The following is an 18387-nucleotide window of genomic DNA, read 5'->3' as shown; positions in this document are numbered from 1 at the left end:
CAATTCAAGGTCAGCACTGCGTCGAAGGCATGGCAGACCAAGTTACGCACAATAATGGTGCGCTATGGCGACATAATCTTGCGCGCAATCCTTGCGTTCGGGATTCCTTTGGCTAATAGCATGGCAAAAACCGACATGAGGTTTCCCGTGCTCAGAGCTGAACTCGACGCCATCGACATCAAGATCCTGCGCGAACTGCAGCGGGATGGCCGCATGACGAACGTGGAACTGGCCGAGCGCGTCGGCATTTCCGCGCCGCCCTGCCTGCGCCGCGTGCGCAAGCTGGAAGAGGCGGGCGTGATCGAGGGCTATGCCGCGATCCTCAACGGCCCGAAGCTCGGCTTCGATCTGGTCGCTTTCTGCCTGGTCGGTCTCAAGCACCAGTCGGAAGCCAATCTCAAGGCCTTTGCGGCGCTCGCCCAGAGCTGGCCGATCGTGCGCGAGGCCTGGATGGTTTCCGGCGACAGCGATTTCCTGCTGCGCTGCACGGCCGAAAACCTGACCAGCTTCCAGGACTTCGTGATCGAGGTGCTGGCCGCCAATGAACATGTCGATACCGTGCGCACCATGCTGACCATTCGCCAGGTGAAGAAGCTGGGGCTGGTGGAGGTGTGAGGGTTCAGGCGTCCCCCGCAAAGGGCACGCGCAGCGTGGTCGATTTGCTCAGGGGATTGAGCGGCGAGCCGGCCCAGGCGAAGGCGAACTGCGTACCAAGCCGCCGCCCTTCGCGCAGAACCTTTTGCTGCAGGGGGAGCTTCCGCTTCTTCTTCTCGATCGCCCAGGCGCGCTCGATCTCTCCGCCGAGACCCAATTGCTGGCGGCGGACGAACTGGTCCTGAATGCACAGCGCCGGGATCGTCTGGTAGATGGTCAGTTCCGCGAACAGGGGGGCGACGGGATCAAAAATCTCGTGGTCGACGGCCCGGTCGATCCGCCGCACCACCGCCAGCAGACGCCGGGCGGCTGCCGGCGTCACGATATAGCCGGCGGCGCCGAGATGGGCGCTGCGGAGCCTGGCGAGCTGGATGCCGGGCGCAATCGCCTGCTGCCGGCGCGACACGGCAATCTTGCGGCCGGTGGTTTCGAATTTCACGAGATCGGCATCGGCGGGCAGCCAGGCGAGGTTCGCGAGCAGGGTTTCCGCACCCTTGGCCAGATGGATATCATCCTCGAAGACGATGCCGGGAACGCCCTCCGCCGCGATCAGCGACCAGGCCTCCCGCTGGCTGAGCAGGATGCCGATTTCGCCGGGGGACAGGATCAGGCTGCCATCGGCATGCCGGCCGGACCATTCGGCCAGCGTCTCCTGCGGCAGAGCCCTTCCGTCCACGGCGGGGATCCGCCGGAAGGGCAGGCCGCGCGCCTCGAGCAGCACCTGCATGCGGGCCATGCGTTCGGTGGCGCGGTCGAGATTGATCACGTAGATGGTCACGATGGCCTCATCCGGCGTCCAGCAGGTCCGCATAGACCTCGCCGATCGCTTTCGCTTCGCGCTCGATGGAAAAATGGGCGCGCATATGGGCGAGGGCGTGCGCGCCGTGCTCGCGGCAGAGCGTCTGGTCTGCAAGATAGGGGGTTATGCCATCGACAAAGCTGTCGAGCGAACCGCGCTCCACCATCCGGCCCGTCTCTCCGTCGAGGATCAGTTCGGCAAAGGCCCCGACATCGGCGGCAATCACCGGCACGGCGCTTGCCATGGCTTCGAGCGGGGTCAGCCCAAATCCTTCCCAGCGTTGTGGCGCGACGAACAGATCGAGCGCCCGGTACCAGTCGTTGATATTGGTGTGCTCGCCGACAAAGAGGATGCGATCGCCAAGGCCGGCGGTCTTCACCTTCGCTTTCAGTTCATCCTCGAAGGCAACATGCTTGGCGGTGGCGCGCCCTGCGACAACCGCCACCCAGTCCGGATGGTCGGGCAAAAGCCGGATCATCGCATCGACGAAGAGATCGGTGCCCTTCTGATGGCGCACGCGGCCGAAGCAGCCGACATGGCGGCGGGCCGGATCGAGGCCGAGCGCCTGTTTCGCGGCCGCCTTGTCCCCGGCGGGCGAAAAGCGCTCGAGATCGATGCCGTGCAGGATGACGGTGCTCTCCCGCTCCAGATAGGACGCGGTTTTCTGGCAGACGGCGATCACCCGGTCCATTTTCGAGATCAGCCATTTCGTCCAGCCGGTATGCCTGCGCTGCGAGGCCGAGGTGAAGACGAGCTTCAGCGGCATGCGCAGCACATCGCGCAGCAGAATGCCGGGCAGCATCTCGATATTGCGCCGCGCATGCCAGACCCGGCAACGGCGGCCGACGGGGGGGCGCCACAGGCGCCACAGGTCGGCGGCAGACATCGACGGCAGATGCGAGGGCAGTCCCGGCCCGAAGGTTACGACCTTCTGGCCGAGGCTGTTTTGAACCGGCACCAGCTGGATGACGGTGGAGGTCACGCCCGACAGTCTTCGCTTGAAGTGCGGGGCGATGACCTCGACCTGTGCGAGATCGCGTGTCACAGGATCAGGGGCTCTCAGCCCCAGCTGACGGACAGCACTTCGTAGGCCTTGGAGCCGCCGGGTGCGTTCACTTCGATGCTGTCGCCCACTTCCTTGCCGATCAGCGCGCGCGCAATCGGCGAGGAGATGGAGATGCGGCCTTCCTTCACATCGGCTTCCTGGTCGCCGACGATCTGGTAGACCTTCTCTTCTTCGGTATCTTCATCCACGAGCTTGACCCGGGCGCCGAACTTGATCTTGGAGCCGGACATCTTGGTAAGGTCGATCACTTCGGCGCGCGCCGTCAGGTCTTCCAGCTCGGTGATGCGGCCTTCGTTGTGGCTCTGCGCTTCCTTGGCGGCATGGTACTCGGCATTTTCCGAAAGGTCGCCATGGGCGCGGGCTTCGGCAATGGCCTCGATGATGCGGGGACGTTCCTCCTGCTGGCGCCAGCGCAGTTCTTCCTGCAGCTTGGCGAATCCGGACGGCGTCATCGGTACCTTATCAACCATTTCTCTTTTCCTCAGTCTCATGGCCGCAACCGGCGGCCACAAAAAGAAACAGGTCCCGGAGGGATGCCCCGGAACCCTGTGAAAACCTGAACTTCGCGAATCATAGCAGAATCGTGACGCGAATTTCCAGAAAATTCGAAATAGGGCGCCGCCCAGCACGAGCAAGGTGGTCTGTCGCCGGGGTAACCGCATCTTGACGGAGACGACAAGAACGTATAGTGAACAAACTAATGAAGAAGTCGCTGAAAGAACGTCTCGCCATTCTCTCGGATGCCGCCAAATACGATGCCTCCTGCGCATCGAGCGGCACGACGAAACGCCATTCCGCGGGCTTGGGCGGGCTGGGCTCGACGGAAGGATCAGGCATCTGCCATGCCTATGCGCCGGACGGGCGCTGTATCTCTCTCTTGAAGATCCTGCTCACCAATTTCTGCATCTATGACTGTGCCTATTGCATCAACCGATCCTCCTCGAATGTGGAGCGGGCGCGCTTTACGCCGGAAGAGGTGATCTGGCTGACGCTGGAATTCTACCGGCGCAATTATATCGAGGGCCTGTTTCTCTCCTCCGGCATCATCCGTTCCTCCGACCACACGATGGAGGAAATGGTACGCATTGCCCGCGAGCTGCGCACCACCCATAACTTCCGCGGCTACATTCATCTGAAGACCATTCCGGAAGCCTCGGCCGCGCTGATCGAGGAGGCGGGGCTTTATGCGGACCGCCTGTCGATCAATATCGAGCTTCCGACCGACAGCGGCATCGGGCGGTTCGCGCCGGAAAAGAAGCCGGCAAACATCCGTCGCGCCATGGGCGAATTGCGGCTTAAGATCGAGGATGCGGCCGAGCCCACGCTGCGCACGAAGAGGCGCCGTCATTTCGTACCGGCCGGGCAGAGCACGCAGATGATCGTCGGTGCCGATGGGGCAAACGACGCCACCATTCTCGGCACCAGTGCAAGGCTTTATGGCAGTTATGGCCTGAAGCGCGTCTATTATTCGGCCTTCAGTCCCATTCCGGATGCGTCCGCCAAGCTGCCTCTGGTCAAGCCGCCGCTGATGCGCGAGCACCGGCTCTATCAGGCGGACTGGCTCTACCGCTTCTATGGCTTCGAGATCGGCGAGATCACGGCGGTGACCGCAGATGGCAATCTCGATCTCGACCTCGATCCGAAGCTCGCCTGGGCGTTGGCGCATCGCGAGCGCTTTCCGGTGGACGTGAACCGGGCAGGCAAGGAGCTGTTGCTGCGCGTGCCGGGTTTCGGCACAAAGACGGTCAATGCCATCCTCTCCTCGCGCCGTTTCCGTCGCATCCGGCTGGAGGATCTCGGCCGGCTCGGCGTGTCGTTGCGCAAGGTGCAGCCATTCATCGTGGCCGAAGGCTGGACGCCAAGCCGGCTGCTGGAGCGCTCCGATCTGAGGGACCTGTTTGCTCCGAAACCGGAACAGCTGGCGCTGTTCTGATGCAGACGATCTTCCTGAAAGGGTGCGGCGAATTTGAGGAATGGCGCGATGCCGCGCGCCTGCTGCTGCTCAATGACATCGAACCGGGCGCAATGGCCTGGCGGGTTGCCGGGGAGGGCGGTGCGCTTTCCGGTTTCGCAGAACGGCAGGCTTTGGCATTGCCGGCGGAGCGAAGGGCGGTCACGGTGCCGCCGGCCTTCGTGGACCTTGCGGAAACCGTGATCTGCCATTCTGAGCCGGGGCGGTTCGATTTGCTCTATCGGCTGCTGTGGCGCCTTCGCGGCGACCGCCATCTGTTGCAGGTCGTCTCCGATCCGGATGTGATGGCGGCGCGCAGGCTGGAAAAATCGGTGCGGCGCGACAGCCACAAGATGAAGGCCTTCGTCCGCTTCAAGGAGGTGGCCTCCAGCGATCCGACCGGCCGCCGCCGCTCCTTCTTGGCCTGGTTCGAGCCCGATCATTTCATCGTAGCGCGGATGGCGCCCTTCTTCCGCCGCCGCTTCTTCGACATGGACTGGGTGATCGCGACGCCGAAGGGATCGGCCGCCTGGGATGGCGAGCAACTGACGGTGAGCGATGCCCCGGCCGACAAACCCGAGATCCGCGACGATGCGGACGATCTGTGGCGCATCTATTATGCCAACATCTTCAATCCGGCACGGCTGAAGGTGAAGGCGATGACCGCGGAAATGCCGCGGAAATACTGGAAGAACCTGCCGGAGGCCGAGCTTATTCCTGAACTCATCGCCAATGCAGAGGCGAAGGTGCGGGAAATGGCGGAAAGGGCCGCCTCGCAGCCGCCGGCCTTCCATGCGCGCCTTCAGGCGCGGCAGGCGGAACGCGGGGCGGACGACATTGTGCCGGCGGGCTCATGGGAAGCGGTGCGCGAGGCGGCACGCGCCTGCACCCGCTGCCCCCTTCATTGCCACGCTACGCAGACCGTGTTCGGCGAGGGACCGAAGGATGCGCGCGTGATGGTGGTCGGCGAACAGCCCGGTGACCAGGAGGATCTTTCCGGACATCCCTTCGTCGGCCCGGCCGGCAGACTGTTCGATGCGGTTCTTTCCGAGATCGGCGTGAAGCGCGCCGCGCTTTACGTCACCAATGCGGTCAAGCACTTCAAGTACGAACCGCGCGGCAAGCGGCGCATCCACCAGAAGCCGAACGAAGCGGAGATTGCCCAATGCCGCTGGTGGCTGAAACAGGAGGTGGATCTGATCCGCCCCCGGTTGATCGTTGCCCTCGGCGCGACCGCCTATTTCTCGTTGACCGGAGAGCGGCGCCGTCTGTCAGACGTACGCGGCCAGATGCTCGGCATGACGGAGGGGCGCCGGCTGCTGGTCACGGTGCATCCGTCCTATCTGCTGCGCCTTCCCGATCCTCAGGCACGGCAGGCGGAAGATGCGCGGTTCCGTGAAGACCTTCTGCATGTGCTTGGTGCCGCGTCATGATCTTTTCGGAAACTCCACAGCGATAACGCAATCCTCCCGCTGTATTGATGTCCATTTGACTTGCCGCACGCAGAATTCCCTGAATTCTTAAGGTTGTATAATTTCACAATGCGCGCATAATTATTGCGCCCGGAGGTTGATTTAGAGGAGATCAATGTTCGGGAATTTACGTCACAGAAAATCGTACGCCATAGAAAAGGGAGGAAATTTCATGGCCATCGAAGGTGTTCAGAAAATGGGTCTGTTCCTGTTGCCGCTGCGCTCGGAGGGTGCGCCGGGGGCTCCGGTCAACACGCTCAGCCTGACGGTTTACACGCCGAAGAGCATCGTCACCGGGCATTCGGAAGTGACGCAGGCCGTCAATCCGCCGCTCGGCATCTCCTCGCATGTCACCGGTACCCTGATTTATGAAACCGTCATGGGTCCTGGCTCCAAGGTCCGCATCGACCTGACGGGCTGGCCGGAAATCTTCTGGCCTTCCAATGCCGGTGTCGGTCCGGTCATTCCGGAAAACTACTCGTCGATCATCCTTCTCGAACCCGATTTCTCGGGTGGCGAGATCATCTTCCAGTATCGGACCGCGCTGACCGGCGAATGGCATCAGGTGCGCCAGAAGGTCGTCCGCACCGCTGCCGGCCATGAAACGGTGAGCAAGGCCGCCTGACGTATGCTGAGTGCGTCGGGGCGATCGGGCGCGCGCGCAGACACGATGGTTCCGGCATATCCCGACCGTTCTTGATGCCGCTTCGTGCCGTTGAAGACGGCCGAAGCGGCTGACGGCGGCCGACGCGGGCCGGTGTGTCGGACACATCCCTGAAACGCGGAAGGGCGGCCTTGAGCCGCCCTTCGTCGTCTTTAATCTCTCCGGCTTCCCACGGGCAACTGCCTGCGGCCGGACGGGCAAGCCCGATCAGAAATAGCTCTGCAGCGGGCGTACTTCCAGCTGGCCCTTGCGCAGGGCCTGGATCGCTTCCGCGGCCGCCATGGCGCCGGCCATGGTGGTGTAATAGGGCACCTTCTGCATCAGGGTTGCGCGACGCAGCGACTTGGAATCCGAAATCGCCTTGTTGCTGTCGGTGGTGTTGAAGACCAGCTGGACCTGGCGGTTGCGGATGGCATCCTCGATATGCGGGCGGCCTTCCAGAACCTTGTTGATCTTGGTGGCCTCGATGCCCTTTTCGCCGAGGAAGCGGGCCGTGCCGCCGGTGGCGAGCACGCGGAAGCCGTTTTCGACCAGAAGCTTGATGGCCGGCAATACGCGCTCCTTGTCCTCGTCACGCACGGAGACGAAGACGGTACCTTCGCGCGGCAGTTCGACGCCGGCGCCGAGCTGGCTCTTGGCGAAGGCCAGCGCGAAACTGGTGTCGAGGCCGATGACTTCGCCGGTCGAACGCATTTCAGGACCCAGCAGCGTATCGACGCCGGGGAAGCGCGCAAACGGGAAGACGGCTTCCTTGACGGCGATGTGCTTCAGATTGCGCGGATCAGGCTTTTCGCCATAGGCGGCAATCGCCGCGTCGAGCTTTTCACCAGCCATGATGCGGGCAGCGATCTTGGCAATCGGCGCGCCGATGGTCTTGGCCACGAAGGGCACCGTGCGCGAGGCGCGCGGGTTGACTTCGAGAACGTAGATCACGCCATCCTTGATGGCATATTGCACGTTCATCAGGCCGCCGACATGGAGCGCCTTGGCAAGCGCCGTCGTCTGGCGTTCCAGCTCGTCGACGATCTCCTTCGAAAGCGAACGCACCGGCAGCGAGCAGGCCGAGTCGCCCGAATGGATGCCGGCTTCCTCGATGTGCTCCATGATGCCGGAGACGAAGACGGTTTCCCCGTCGCACAGGGCATCGACATCCACCTCGACGGCATTGGTCAGGTAGCTATCGAACAGCAGCGGATTCTTGCCGAGCAGGGTGTTGATCTGGCCGGTCTTGTCGTTCGGATAACGCTGCTTGATGTCTTCCGGCACCAGGCCCGGCACCGTATCCAGCAGGTAGCTCTGCAGCTGGCCTTCCGAATGGATGATCTGCATGGCGCGGCCGCCAAGCACGTAGGACGGGCGCACGACGAGCGGGAAGCCGATCTCGGATGCCACGAGGCGGGCCTGTTCGACCGAATAGGCGATGCCGTTGTTCGGCTGCGTCAGGTCGAGCTTCATCAGAAGCTTCTGGAAGCGGTCGCGGTCTTCGGCGAGATCGATCATGTCCGGCGCGGTGCCGAGGATCGGGATACCGTTCTTTTCCAGCGCCTCGGCGAGCTTCAGCGGGGTCTGGCCACCGAACTGCACGATGACGCCGACCACTTCACCCTTTTCCTGCTCGGCGCGCAGGATCTCGATCACGTCTTCGGCTGTCAGCGGCTCGAAATAGAGGCGGTCGGAGGTGTCGTAGTCGGTCGAGACGGTTTCCGGATTGCAGTTGACCATGATGGCTTCGAAGCCGGCATCCTTCAGTGCGAAGGCCGCATGGCAGCAGCAGTAGTCGAACTCGATGCCCTGGCCGATGCGGTTCGGGCCACCGCCGAGGATGACGACCTTCTTGCGGTCCGACACCAGCGCCTCGGAGCGGGCGAGGCCGACGAAGGGCGTCTCATAGGTCGAATACATGTAGGCCGTCGGCGAGGCGAATTCGGCGGCACAGGTGTCGATCCGCTTGAAGACAGGGCGCACGCCAAGCCCGTTGCGCAGTTCGGCCACTTCCTTCGGGCGCTTGCCGGTGAGGCTTGCCAGACGCGCATCTGAAAAGCCCATGGCCTTCAGCATGCGCAGGTTTTCCGCGTCCGTCGGCAGGCCATGCTCGCGGATGCGGGCTTCCATGTCGACGATCGCCTTGAACTGGGCGATGAACCAGGGATCGATCTTGCAGCCTTCATGCACCTCGGCTTCGGTCATGCCGAGACGCAGGGCCTGGGCCACCATGCGAAGGCGGTCCGGCGTCGGGGTGCCGATGGCGGCGCGGATCGCGTTCTTCGAGGCTTCGCCGGCTTCCATGCCGGGGATCTCGATCTCGTCGAGGCCGGTGAGGCCGGTTTCGAGGCCGCGCAGCGCCTTCTGCAGCGATTCGGCAAAGGTGCGGCCGATGGCCATCACTTCGCCGACCGACTTCATGGCGGTGGTCAGCGTCGGCTCGGCGCCCGGGAATTTTTCAAAGGCAAAGCGCGGGATCTTGGTGACGACGTAATCAATGGACGGCTCGAAGGAGGCCGGCGTCGCACCGCCGGTGATGTCGTTGTCCAGTTCGTCCAGCGTGTAGCCGATGGCAAGCTTGGCGGCGACCTTGGCAATCGGGAAGCCGGTCGCCTTGGAGGCGAGCGCCGAGGAGCGCGAGACGCGCGGGTTCATTTCGATGACGACAAGGCGGCCGTCGGCGGGGTTGACGGCGAACTGCACGTTCGAGCCGCCGGTTTCCACGCCGATCTCGCGCAGCACCGCAATCGATGCGTTGCGCATGATCTGGTATTCCTTGTCCGTCAGCGTCAGCGCCGGGGCAACCGTAATGGAATCGCCGGTGTGAACGCCCATCGGATCGATGTTCTCGATGGAGCAGATGATGATGCAGTTGTCCGCCTTGTCGCGGACCACTTCCATTTCATACTCCTTCCAGCCGAGCACCGATTCCTCGATCAGTACTTCGGTGGTCGGCGAGGCATCGAGACCGCCATTGACGATGTCGAAGAATTCCGAGCGGTTATAGGCAATGCCGCCGCCGGTGCCGCCGAGCGTAAACGAGGGGCGGATGATGGCCGGCAGGCCGACGTGATCGAGCGCTTGGGCGGCAATCGCCATGGCATGCGCCATGTAGCGCTGCTTGCGGTCGGTTTCGCCGAGGTTCCACTGGTTTTCAAGCGCATCGAGCGCCTTGTCGAGATCGTCGCCGGACAGGGTTTCGCGCAGCTTGGCGCGTTCGGCCTCATGCTTCTTGCGGTCGGCGTCCTTGATTTCGGTGGCATTCGCCAGCATCGAGCGCGGCGTTTCCAGGCCGATCTTGGCCATGGCCTCGCGGAACAAAGCGCGGTCCTCGGCCTTGTCGATGGCTTCCGGCTTCGCGCCGATCATCTCGACATTGTAGCGGTCGAGCACGCCCATGCGCTTCAGCGACAGCGCCGTGTTGAGTGCCGTCTGGCCGCCCATGGTCGGCAGCAGCGCGTCCGGGCGCTCCTTGGCGATGATCTTGGCCACCACTTCCGGGGTGATCGGCTCCACATAGGTGGCGTCGGCCAGGCCCGGATCGGTCATGATGGTGGCCGGGTTGGAGTTGACCAGGATGACCCGGTAACCCTCTTCCTTCAGCGCCTTGCAGGCCTGGGTGCCCGAATAGTCGAACTCGCAGGCCTGGCCGATGACGATTGGCCCCGCGCCAATGATAAGGATGGATTTGATATCTTGGCGCTTCGGCATCTCGTCTTTCCGCTTCTTCTTCCCTGCGCAAAAAGCCGGCCGGATGCAGAGGCATCGGTCGGGCACAGAGGTGTTCTTTTTCAGGCTAGAAGCGGCTTATAGGCAAATGTCCGCGCGGAAGGAACCCCCGATCTTGCCTGTTGCGCAGAAAAACGCCGACCTGTGGATGCCGTGTGGGGCGCCAGGAAACGGGGCGCGAAATCCCGGACAGGCGACAGCCATGCCGGACGATCAGTTGCGCTCTGCCGCAACCGTCTTATCTCCGGTGGAACTGGCATAATGGTGGCGCACCTCTGCCTCGTATGGGCGGCTGACCGGCAGTTCGGTGCCGTCGCCGGTCACGAGGCAAAGGCGGCCCTTGTCGCGTTTCAGGCTCTCCACATGCGCATCGGCGACCCAGTGGGAGCGGTGAATGCGCCGGCCGGGCGTGTTGCCGGTCTCGTTCAGCGCATCGGCAAAGCGCAGCAGGATGAGTTCGCGCCCGCGGGAGGTGACCACCTCCGTGTAATGATCCTGTACGGAAAGTCTCAGCAGGCGCCCGCGGTTCTCCGGCTTGAGGCGCGCGAGAAGGGCAGGCTGGGTCGCTGCCGGCTGGGCAATCCCGTCCTGCGGCTCGCTTTTGGACAGCTCCGGAGGGACGGCGGGATGATCCATGGCCTGCCGCGCCGGGCTGGCTTCCGCACCGGTGCCGGTCGTCAGATAGGTCAGCACACAGAAGATCAGGCAGAGCGGGACGGAGACACCCACCTGCTCGGTAAAGCCGGCAAGCGTGACCGGATCGTTGACGAAACCTGCCTGCAGCACCACGATCCAGCCCGCGATTGGCAGGGCGGCCAGCGCCGAGCCGATCATCATGCGGATCAGCCGCGAGGAGAGAAGGGGTGCCAGCAGCAGGCTGCTGGCGACGGCAAACGCCATGGCCACGCAAAAGGCGAACCCGTGTAGCAGCAGCCAGAAGGCAAGGCGCGGCAGAAGCGGCATGGCCTTCAGCGTGCCGAACGGGCCGCTGATGGTGAAAACCGCAACGACCACGCCGACCGTCAGCCAATAGCGCGGCGCCAGCAGAAAGGCCTGCAATTCACGAAGCGCGGATTGCAGTTTCCCTGCATTCACGAAGCATTTCTCCCGGTTGGCGCAGATGCGCTTTCGTCCCGTTTCGTTTTGCCGAAGATCGGAGCAGAATTCAATCGAGGCTTTCCGCGAGGCATTTGTCCATGACCCTTGAACCCCTTCTGGAGGCGCCGCTGGCCATCCAGATCCATGTGGCCACCATCCTGCCGGCCGCCCTTATCGGCGCCTTCCTGCTGGTCTGGCGCGGGCGGGGCACACCGCTGCACCGTCTGCTCGGCAAGATCTGGATCGGTCTGATGCTGGTCTCGGCGCTGTCGTCCTTCTTCATTCACGAACTGAGGATGTGGCAGGGTTTCAGCCCGATCCATCTGCTGTCGATCCTCGTCGTTGTCGGCTGCCTGCGGGTGGTCTGGCTGGCGCGCCACGGCCGCATTGCCGCGCATCGCCGGCTGGTCACGCAGATCTATGTCGGCAGCATCCTGATTGCCGGCGGCTTCACCCTGATGCCTTACCGGATCATGCATGCGGTGGTGTTTGATGGCTCAAGCCTTCCGCACTTGCTGCTGCTGGTCGCCATCTTGACACTCCCCTGGTTGCTTTTGGCCCTCGTTCAGCACAGTCTGCTGAGGCCCGCCGGCGGCCGTGCCAAACTGTTCTCCTGAATGCCGATTGCCATGATCATCGTTCACTATCTCAACAATTCCCGTGCCCACCGCATTCTCTGGCTGCTGGAGGAACTGGGGCTGCCCTATGAGGTGAAGACCTATCAGCGTGGCCCGGACATGCGCGCGCCGGCCAGCCTGAAGGCCGTCCATCCGCTCGGCAAGTCGCCCGTCATCGAGGAGGATGGCCGCGTGATTGCCGAAAGCGGGGCTATCATCGAATATCTGATCGAGACGCACGGCGCGGGGGCGGGCCTCAGGCCTCAGCCCGGCACCGACGAGGCGCTGCGCTATCGCTACTGGCTGCATTATGCGGAAGGATCGGCGATGCCGCTTCTGCTGTTGAAGCTGCTTTTCCTGCGGCTGCCCGGCCAGATACCGTTCTTTCTGCGCCCCGTGGCAAAGATGATTGCCGGCGGTGTTCAGGCAAAGCTGGTCGATCCGCAGCTCGCCGATCATCTGGCCTTCTGGAACGCGGAGCTTTCGCGCGACGGCTGGTTCGCCGGTTCCGCCTTTTCCGCCGCCGACATTGCCATGAGCTTTCCGGTGGAGGCCGGCATGACGCGCATCGGCGGCATGGGCGAGGTCGGCGCGGTGCGCCGCTATCTTGAGGCGATCCGCGCGCGCCCGGCCTATCAGCGGGCTCTTTCGCGTGGCAGCCAATACGACTACGCGACAAGCTGAGGCAGCGGGGCAGTTCGTGCCGCCCCGCCGATATTTCAGGTGATCAACGCTCGCTATCGAGATGCGCCATCTGCATTTCGGCATAGCGGGAACCGGCGGCCGCACCCTTCGGCACCACCCGTTCGATTGCCGCCAGATCCTCTGCCGTCAGGATGAGATCCAGCGCGCCGAGCGATTCGGACAGCCGGTCACGGCGACGGGCGCCGATCAGCGGCACGATGTCCTTGCCCTGTGCCGCCACCCAGGCAATCGCCACTTGGGCGACGGTCGCCTGCCGGGCTTCGGCGATCTGCCGCAGCGCCTCCACCAGCGCCAGGTTCTGTTCCAGATTGCCCTCCTGGAAGCGGGGGCTGCGGGCGCGGAAATCGGTCGCGTCCGTCGTGCGGTCCTTCTGCCAGTGCCCGCTGATCAGGCCGCGCGAGAGAACGCCATAGGCGGTGATGCCGATGCCGAGGTCACGGCAGGTCGGCAGGATCGTCTCCTCGATGCCGCGGGAAAGCAGGGAATACTCGATCTGCAGGTCGCTGATCGGATGGACGCCGGCGGCGCGGCGAATGGTATCGGGGCCCATTTCCGACAGACCGATATGGCGCACATAGCCGGCCTGCACCATCTCAGCGATCGCCCCGATCGTATCCTCGATCGGCACCGCCGGATCGAGGCGCGAGGGGCGGTAGATGTCGATGTAGTCCACATTCAGCCGCTTCAGCGTATAGGCAAGCGCCGTCTTGACCGCCTGCGGGCGGGCATCGTAGCCCAGCCAGCCGCCATCCGGTCCGCGCAGCGCGCCGAATTTCACGCTGATCGTCACCTTGTCGCGCAACCCATCCTTCAGCGCTTCGCCGATCAGCATCTCGTTGTGGCCCATGCCGTAGAAATCGCCGGTATCGATCAGCGTCATGCCGGCATCGATCGCGGCATGGAGGGTGGCGATGCTCTCGGCGCGGTCGCTCGGCCCATACATGTCCGACATGCCCATGCAGCCGAGACCAAGCGCGGAAACCTGCGGGCCTGTCTGTCCCAGTCGATGTGTGTTCATGGTCTGAATCCTTGGGTTGATCTCCGGTCTTGCCGGTGGTTCTCTTCTACGGCAAACGGCTTTGTGCGATAATCCGATGTGTCGCGCACACCCTGTCCGGAAATTCGTACAATGACCGATCTCCCGCTCGCCGATCTCGATGTCTTTGCCGCTGTTGCTCAGCATCGAAGCTTCCGGGCTGCGGCAAAGCTGCGCAATGCCTCGGCCTCCTCGCTGTCGGATGCGGTGCGGCGGCTGGAGGCGCGGCTTGGCGTGCGCCTTTTGAATCGCACCACTCGCAGCGTGAGCCTGACCGACGCGGGCGAGCGTCTGCTTGAGCGCCTGCGTCCCGGCCTTGCCGAGATCGAGGCCGCGCTTGACGGCGTCAACGATTTCCGCGACCGGCCGGTCGGTCGCCTCAGGCTCAATGTGCCCGGCATCGTTGCCCGCGCCATCCTGCCGGATCTTGCCGCGCGCTTTCTGCTGCTTCATCCCGGCATCACGCTGGAAGTGTCCACCAATGACGCGCTGATCGACGTGATCGGCGAGGGGTTCGATGCCGGCGTTCGCTACGAGGAGGCGCTGCAGCCGGACATGATTGCCGTGCCGATCGGACCGCGCATCCAGCGTTACGTGGCTGCCGCCGCGCCAGCCTATCTTGCGGGCTGTGGCGTGCCGGTTCACCCGCAGGACCTGCTCGCGCATCGCTGCATTCTGCACCGCTTTTCCAGCGGCCGCGTACTGTCATGGCTGTTCGAGGATCGGAACGGCCGGGAATTTTCGATCCTGCCGCCGGCCCGCATCATCGCCGAGACGTCTGAACTGGAGGTGGAACTGGCCTGTCGAGGACTGGGCGTCGTGTTTTCCTTCGAGGACTTTCTGGCGCCGGCGCTCGCGCGTGGTGATCTCGTTGCCGTGCTGCAGGACTGGTCCCCGCGATTTTCCGGACCATTTCTCTATTACAACAGCCGGCGGCACATGCCTTCGCCGCTGCGTGCCTTCGTGGAGTTCCTGCGGACCGAACAGAAGCGGAATGAGTCAGCAGACGCGAGAGAGAGTACCTGACCCATCACAGACACTGAACCATGCTGCAATTATTCTGCTGGATGGGATGCGCGACTTGCCTGCCGGATGGGCATTGGCTAGAGAAAAACAAGGCCGTTTGCCCGATTTCGGGGCAACGGCTTTTTTCGTTCTGGAGTTTTGAGCATGGCGAGCCATCCTGCTGCTGCCCTGGCCGGGCAGGCCGGTGACAATTCCTGGTCCACGCATGCGCGTGCCACCATCGGGCTTGGCGTGCCTTTCGTCGGCGCGCAACTGGCCCAGATGGCGATCAACACCACCGACGTGGTGATGATTGGCTGGCTGGGAACGACACAGCTGGCGGCCGCGGTGCTTGCCACGCAGATCTTCTTTGTCGTCTTCATCTTCGGGACCGGCTTTTCCAGCGCCGTCGTGCCTCTGATCGCCCAGGCGATCGGTCGTGGCGACCGCGCGCAGGCGCGCCGTTCCGTGCGCATGGGCATGTGGGTCGTGATTGCCTATGGCATCATCACCGCGCCGATCCTGTGGTTTTCCGAAACCTTGCTCCTGGCCCTGGGGCAGGAACCGGATATCGCGGCGCTTGCCCAGAGCTTTCTGCGCATCCTGCAATGGGGCATGTTCCCGGCCCTGCTGCTGATGGTGATGCGCTCCTTTGCCAGCGCGCTGGAGCGCGGCGGTATCGTGCTTTATGTCACGCTCGGCATGTTCAGCCTGAATGCGGTGCTCGATTACGGCCTGATCTTCGGCCATTTCGGCCTGCCGCAATGGGGGCTGCAGGGCGCAGCGATTGCCTCCTTCGGTGCCAATACGCTCGGTTTCCTGCTGATGCTGGCCTATGTCCAGAGCCGGCCCGAGATGCGCGCCTACGACCTCTTTGTCCGCTTCTGGCGGCCGGACTGGGTGGCCTTTCGCGAAATCTTCGGGCTCGGCCTGCCGATCAGCTTTACCATCCTGGCCGAAGCCGGGTTGTTTACTGCGGCTTCGCTGCTGATGGGGCTGTTCGGCAAGCAGCAACTGGCCGCGCATGGCATCGCGCTGCAGCTCGCCTCGATTGCCTTCATGATTCCGTTGGGGCTGGCCCAGGTGGCAACGGTGCGGGTGGGGCTGGCGCATGGTCGCAAGGATCCACTCGGCGTACGCCGCGCGGCGGTGATGGTGCTCGTTGTCGGTTTTGCCATTTCGCTGATCGGCAGCACCCTGTTTGCCGTCTTCCCGGGCGCGCTCGGCGCGCTGTTTCTCGATACGCGCCAGCCGGATGCCCAGGCGGTGCTGGCGCTGGCGGTGCCGCTGATCATCGCCGCCGGTGCCTTCCAGATGTTCGACGGCCTGCAGGCGGTGGCGGCGGGGCTGCTGCGCGGGCTGAAAGACACCAAGGTGCCGATGGTGCTGGCGCTCATCGCCTACTGGCCGATCGGCTTCTTCTGCGCCTGGCTGTTCGGCTTCGTCTTCCACCTCGGCGGCCCCGGCATCTGGGTCGGCTTCGTCACCGGCCTGATGGCCGCTTCCATCATGCTGAGCCTGCGCTTCTGGCGGCTGGTGCGGCGCGGATGAAAAAAGGCCCGCTGCAACAGCGGGCCTTCAGTTGACGCGTGATCTCGCCGAATCACCCGATCAGCGTTCGGCAAGTGCCGGTTCGCCCTTCTTCTCGCGCACCATGTTGATGAAGCGGCGGAAGAGATAGTGGCTGTCCTGCGGGCCCGGCGAGGCTTCCGGGTGGTGCTGCACGGAGAAAACGGGTTTGCCGGCCAGCCGCAGGCCGCAGTTGGTGCCGTCGAACAGGGAGATGTGGGTTTCCTCGACGCCCTCGGGCAGCGACTTCGAATCGACTGCGAAGCCGTGGTTCATCGAGACGATTTCCACCTTGCCGGTCGTATGGTCCTTGACCGGGTGGTTGCCGCCGTGATGGCCCTGGTGCATCTTCTCGGTGCGCGCGCCGAGTGCCAGACCCAGCATCTGGTGGCCGAGGCAGATACCGAAGGTCGGCGTGCCCGTCTTGATGACCTCCTGAATGACCGGAACGGCATAGTCGCCGGTGGCGGCCGGGTCGCCCGGGCCGTTGGAGAGGAACACGCCATCCGGCTTCAGCGCCATGATGTCTTCCGCAGACGTGCTGGCCGGAACGACCGTGACCTTGCAGTCGAGGCCGGCAAACAGACGCAGGATGTTGCGCTTCACGCCGTAATCGACGCAGACGATATGATATTTGGCATCCTCGGGCGACAGCGTGCCATAGCCCTCGTTCCAAACCCAGGGCGTTTCCGTCCATTGTGAAGACTGGCCGGAGGTGGCGTCCTTGGCGAGATCAAGGCCGACGAGGCCGCTCCAGGCGCGGGCTTCCGCCTTCAGCACCTCGATGTCGAACACGCCGTTCGGATCATGGGCGATGACTGCGTTCGGGGCGCCGTTCTCGCGGATCCAGGCGGTGAGCGCCCGGGTGTCGATACCCGACAGACCAATAATGCCGCGCGCTGCCAGCCAGTCGTTGAGATGGCGGCCTGCACGGTAGTTCGAGGGATCGGTGATGTCGGCCTTGAAGATGACGCCGACCGCGCCGCGGCGGGCCGCCGGCGTCAGGTCCTCGATGTCTTCCTCATTGGTGCCGATATTGCCGATATGCGGGAAGGTGAAGGTCACGATCTGGCCGAGATAGGAGGGATCGGTCAGGATCTCCTCGTAACCGGTAAGCGCCGTGTTGAAGCAGACTTCTGCCGTTACCTTGCCCGTGGCGCCGATCCCGTGGCCTTCGATGACCGTTCCGTCGGCAAGGACAAGAACGGCGGTCGGCTTGCGGGTGGTCCAGGGTGCTGTCTCAGTCATGTCGGTTCGTCTCCGCCCTTTGCCCGTCCGCTTGAAGCGGCGGGATGCCGGGGCCATGTATGGTCGCAGAAAAGGAGGCGGCGAGATCGATCCCGCGCCTGTGTCCTGGTTAATTCTCGTGCAGGTGCCGGAAAATAACGGAAGCGACCCGGCGGGTCAATTGCAAGCCCTTGCGCAGGGGGAATTATCCCGCTCTGATGATCAGGGCCTTTTCGCGCCGATTGATCCGACCTGCCGGCTGGTCTAAGAGGGCGGCACAAAAGCTGATGGAAATGCGATAGTCCGTTCGGCGGACTTTGCCCGCGGCTTTCCCAAGGAGAACAATAAATATGATGCGCGACAAGCTTGCCAATGCGATGAAGGAAGCCATGAAGGCCAAGGAGGCCCGCCGGCTGTCCACCGTCCGTCTGATCCAGACGGCGATCAAGGATCGCGACATCGCCAATCGCGGCGTCGGCAAGGATGCTGTCAGCGATGACGACATCCTGCAGATCCTGCAGAAGATGATCAAGCAGCGCGAGGAATCGGCCAAGATCTATGACGAAGGCGGCCGCAGCGAACTCGCCGATCAGGAGCGTGAGGAAATCGCGATCATTCGTGGCTTCATGCCCGAGCAGATGAGTGACGAACAGGTGGTCGAGGCCTGCAAGGCGGTGATCGCCGAGATCGGCGCCCAGGGCCTGCGCGACATGGGCAAGTGCATCAGCCTGTTGAAGGAGCGCTATGCCGGCCAGATGGATTTCGCCCGCGCCTCCGCAATCGTGAAGGATCTCCTGAAGTAATCGGCATTCC

The 18387-nt window shown here is 63.4% G+C and carries 17 protein-coding genes; 10 read left to right on the top strand and 7 right to left on the bottom strand.

Features of this window, described 5'->3' with window-relative positions:
• The first annotated feature begins 147 nt into the window (after window positions 1-147).
• Entirely contained in the window at window positions 148-615 is a 468-nt protein-coding gene (locus FNA46_RS13775) for an Lrp/AsnC family transcriptional regulator (protein WP_143125779.1), read from the top strand.
• Window positions 616-619: 4 nt separating this feature from the next.
• On the opposite strand, the gene FNA46_RS13770 is transcribed toward FNA46_RS13775, so the two are convergent.
• Genes FNA46_RS13770 through greA form a run of 3 tightly spaced genes read right to left on the bottom strand, consistent with a single transcriptional unit; the run spans window position 620 to window position 2989 of the window.
• Complete coding sequence (locus FNA46_RS13770) at window positions 620-1432, bottom strand: glycosyltransferase family 25 protein (RefSeq protein ID WP_185969854.1); 813 nt, start codon at window positions 1430-1432, stop codon at window positions 620-622.
• A 7-nt stretch (window positions 1433-1439) separates the two neighbouring features.
• Window positions 1440-2498, bottom strand: a complete 1059-nt coding sequence (locus FNA46_RS13765; RefSeq protein WP_143125777.1) for a glycosyltransferase family 4 protein — start codon at window positions 2496-2498, stop codon at window positions 1440-1442.
• Between the two features lie 14 nt (window positions 2499-2512).
• Window positions 2513-2989, bottom strand: a complete 477-nt coding sequence (greA, locus tag FNA46_RS13760; protein WP_143125776.1) for a transcription elongation factor GreA — start codon at window positions 2987-2989, stop codon at window positions 2513-2515.
• Between the two features lie 230 nt (window positions 2990-3219).
• On the opposite strand from greA, the gene FNA46_RS13755 reads away from it, so the two are divergent.
• From FNA46_RS13755 to FNA46_RS13745, 3 genes are all read left to right on the top strand, one after another.
• Entirely contained in the window at window positions 3220-4452 is a 1233-nt protein-coding gene (locus tag FNA46_RS13755) for a putative DNA modification/repair radical SAM protein (protein WP_143125819.1), read from the top strand.
• On the top strand, window positions 4452-5903 hold the full coding sequence (locus FNA46_RS13750) for a UdgX family uracil-DNA binding protein (protein ID WP_143125775.1): 1452 nt from the start codon (window positions 4452-4454) through the stop codon (window positions 5901-5903). Before FNA46_RS13755 ends, FNA46_RS13750 begins: the two co-directional genes overlap by 1 nt.
• 211 nt (window positions 5904-6114) lie before the next feature.
• Window positions 6115-6567 carry a DUF1842 domain-containing protein gene (locus tag FNA46_RS13745; RefSeq protein WP_185969853.1) on the top strand — a complete coding sequence of 151 codons (453 nt, stop codon included), beginning with the start codon at window positions 6115-6117 and terminating at the stop codon, window positions 6565-6567.
• Between the two features lie 246 nt (window positions 6568-6813).
• Here FNA46_RS13745 and carB read toward each other — a convergent pair whose 3' ends face one another.
• Both carB and FNA46_RS13735 read right to left on the bottom strand, forming a co-directional pair.
• The gene (carB, locus tag FNA46_RS13740; protein ID WP_143125773.1) at window positions 6814-10299 is read right to left on the bottom strand and encodes a carbamoyl-phosphate synthase large subunit; all 3486 of its coding nucleotides are present in this window, start codon (window positions 10297-10299) and stop codon (window positions 6814-6816) included.
• A gap of 231 nt (window positions 10300-10530) precedes the next feature.
• Entirely contained in the window at window positions 10531-11412 is an 882-nt protein-coding gene (locus FNA46_RS13735) for a LytTR family DNA-binding domain-containing protein (RefSeq protein ID WP_143125772.1), read from the bottom strand.
• A 101-nt stretch (window positions 11413-11513) separates the two neighbouring features.
• On the opposite strand from FNA46_RS13735, the gene FNA46_RS13730 reads away from it, so the two are divergent.
• Both FNA46_RS13730 and FNA46_RS13725 read left to right on the top strand, forming a co-directional pair.
• Window positions 11514-12032, top strand: a complete 519-nt coding sequence (locus FNA46_RS13730; RefSeq protein WP_143125771.1) for a DUF2306 domain-containing protein — start codon at window positions 11514-11516, stop codon at window positions 12030-12032.
• 12 nt (window positions 12033-12044) lie between these two features.
• Window positions 12045-12716 carry a glutathione S-transferase family protein gene (locus FNA46_RS13725; RefSeq protein ID WP_143125770.1) on the top strand — a complete coding sequence of 224 codons (672 nt, stop codon included), beginning with the start codon at window positions 12045-12047 and terminating at the stop codon, window positions 12714-12716.
• A 43-nt stretch (window positions 12717-12759) separates the two neighbouring features.
• Here the strand turns inward: FNA46_RS13725 and FNA46_RS13720 are convergent, their stop codons facing one another.
• Window positions 12760-13755 carry an aldo/keto reductase gene (locus FNA46_RS13720; protein WP_143125769.1) on the bottom strand — a complete coding sequence of 332 codons (996 nt, stop codon included), beginning with the start codon at window positions 13753-13755 and terminating at the stop codon, window positions 12760-12762.
• A gap of 111 nt (window positions 13756-13866) precedes the next feature.
• On the opposite strand from FNA46_RS13720, the gene FNA46_RS13715 reads away from it, so the two are divergent.
• Window positions 13867-14799 carry a LysR substrate-binding domain-containing protein gene (locus FNA46_RS13715; RefSeq protein ID WP_143125768.1) on the top strand — a complete coding sequence of 311 codons (933 nt, stop codon included), beginning with the start codon at window positions 13867-13869 and terminating at the stop codon, window positions 14797-14799.
• Window positions 14800-14943: 144 nt separating this feature from the next.
• Entirely contained in the window at window positions 14944-16329 is a 1386-nt protein-coding gene (locus tag FNA46_RS13710; protein WP_143125767.1) for an MATE family efflux transporter, read from the top strand.
• 60 nt (window positions 16330-16389) lie between these two features.
• On the opposite strand, the gene carA is transcribed toward FNA46_RS13710, so the two are convergent.
• Window positions 16390-17595 (bottom strand): glutamine-hydrolyzing carbamoyl-phosphate synthase small subunit, encoded by a 1206-nt coding sequence (carA, locus tag FNA46_RS13705; protein WP_143125766.1) that lies wholly within the window; start codon window positions 17593-17595, stop codon window positions 16390-16392.
• Between the two features lie 55 nt (window positions 17596-17650).
• Between carA and FNA46_RS13700 the strand changes: the two genes are divergently transcribed.
• The gene (locus FNA46_RS13700; protein ID WP_143125765.1) at window positions 17651-17842 is read left to right on the top strand and encodes a hypothetical protein; all 192 of its coding nucleotides are present in this window, start codon (window positions 17651-17653) and stop codon (window positions 17840-17842) included.
• An 85-nt stretch (window positions 17843-17927) separates the two neighbouring features.
• The gene (locus tag FNA46_RS13695; protein ID WP_185969856.1) at window positions 17928-18377 is read left to right on the top strand and encodes a GatB/YqeY domain-containing protein; all 450 of its coding nucleotides are present in this window, start codon (window positions 17928-17930) and stop codon (window positions 18375-18377) included.
• The last annotated feature ends 10 nt before the right edge of the window (window positions 18378-18387 follow it).

Origin of the sequence: Affinirhizobium straminoryzae, assembly GCF_007004135.1 — a bacterium.
GTDB classification, from domain to species: Bacteria; Pseudomonadota; Alphaproteobacteria; order Rhizobiales; family Rhizobiaceae; genus Neorhizobium; species Neorhizobium straminoryzae.
Note: the sequence above shows the minus strand (reverse complement) of the source record. Positions and strands in the feature narration are given on the sequence as shown.

Coding starts and splice junctions, on each gene's coding strand:
- greA (WP_143125776.1), bottom strand. CDS start 2,989: ATGGTTGATAAGGTACCGATGACGCCGTCCGGATTCGCCAAGCTGCAG.
- FNA46_RS13755 (WP_143125819.1), top strand. CDS start 3,220: ATGAAGAAGTCGCTGAAAGAACGTCTCGCCATTCTCTCGGATGCCGCC.
- FNA46_RS13750 (WP_143125775.1), top strand. CDS start 4,452: ATGCAGACGATCTTCCTGAAAGGGTGCGGCGAATTTGAGGAATGGCGC.
- FNA46_RS13745 (WP_185969853.1), top strand. CDS start 6,115: ATGGCCATCGAAGGTGTTCAGAAAATGGGTCTGTTCCTGTTGCCGCTG.
- carB (WP_143125773.1), bottom strand. CDS start 10,299: ATGCCGAAGCGCCAAGATATCAAATCCATCCTTATCATTGGCGCGGGG.
- FNA46_RS13730 (WP_143125771.1), top strand. CDS start 11,514: ATGACCCTTGAACCCCTTCTGGAGGCGCCGCTGGCCATCCAGATCCAT.
- FNA46_RS13725 (WP_143125770.1), top strand. CDS start 12,045: ATGATCATCGTTCACTATCTCAACAATTCCCGTGCCCACCGCATTCTC.
- FNA46_RS13720 (WP_143125769.1), bottom strand. CDS start 13,755: ATGAACACACATCGACTGGGACAGACAGGCCCGCAGGTTTCCGCGCTT.
- FNA46_RS13715 (WP_143125768.1), top strand. CDS start 13,867: ATGACCGATCTCCCGCTCGCCGATCTCGATGTCTTTGCCGCTGTTGCT.
- FNA46_RS13710 (WP_143125767.1), top strand. CDS start 14,944: ATGGCGAGCCATCCTGCTGCTGCCCTGGCCGGGCAGGCCGGTGACAAT.
- carA (WP_143125766.1), bottom strand. CDS start 17,595: ATGACTGAGACAGCACCCTGGACCACCCGCAAGCCGACCGCCGTTCTT.
- FNA46_RS13700 (WP_143125765.1), top strand. CDS start 17,651: ATGTATGGTCGCAGAAAAGGAGGCGGCGAGATCGATCCCGCGCCTGTG.
- FNA46_RS13695 (WP_185969856.1), top strand. CDS start 17,928: ATGCGCGACAAGCTTGCCAATGCGATGAAGGAAGCCATGAAGGCCAAG.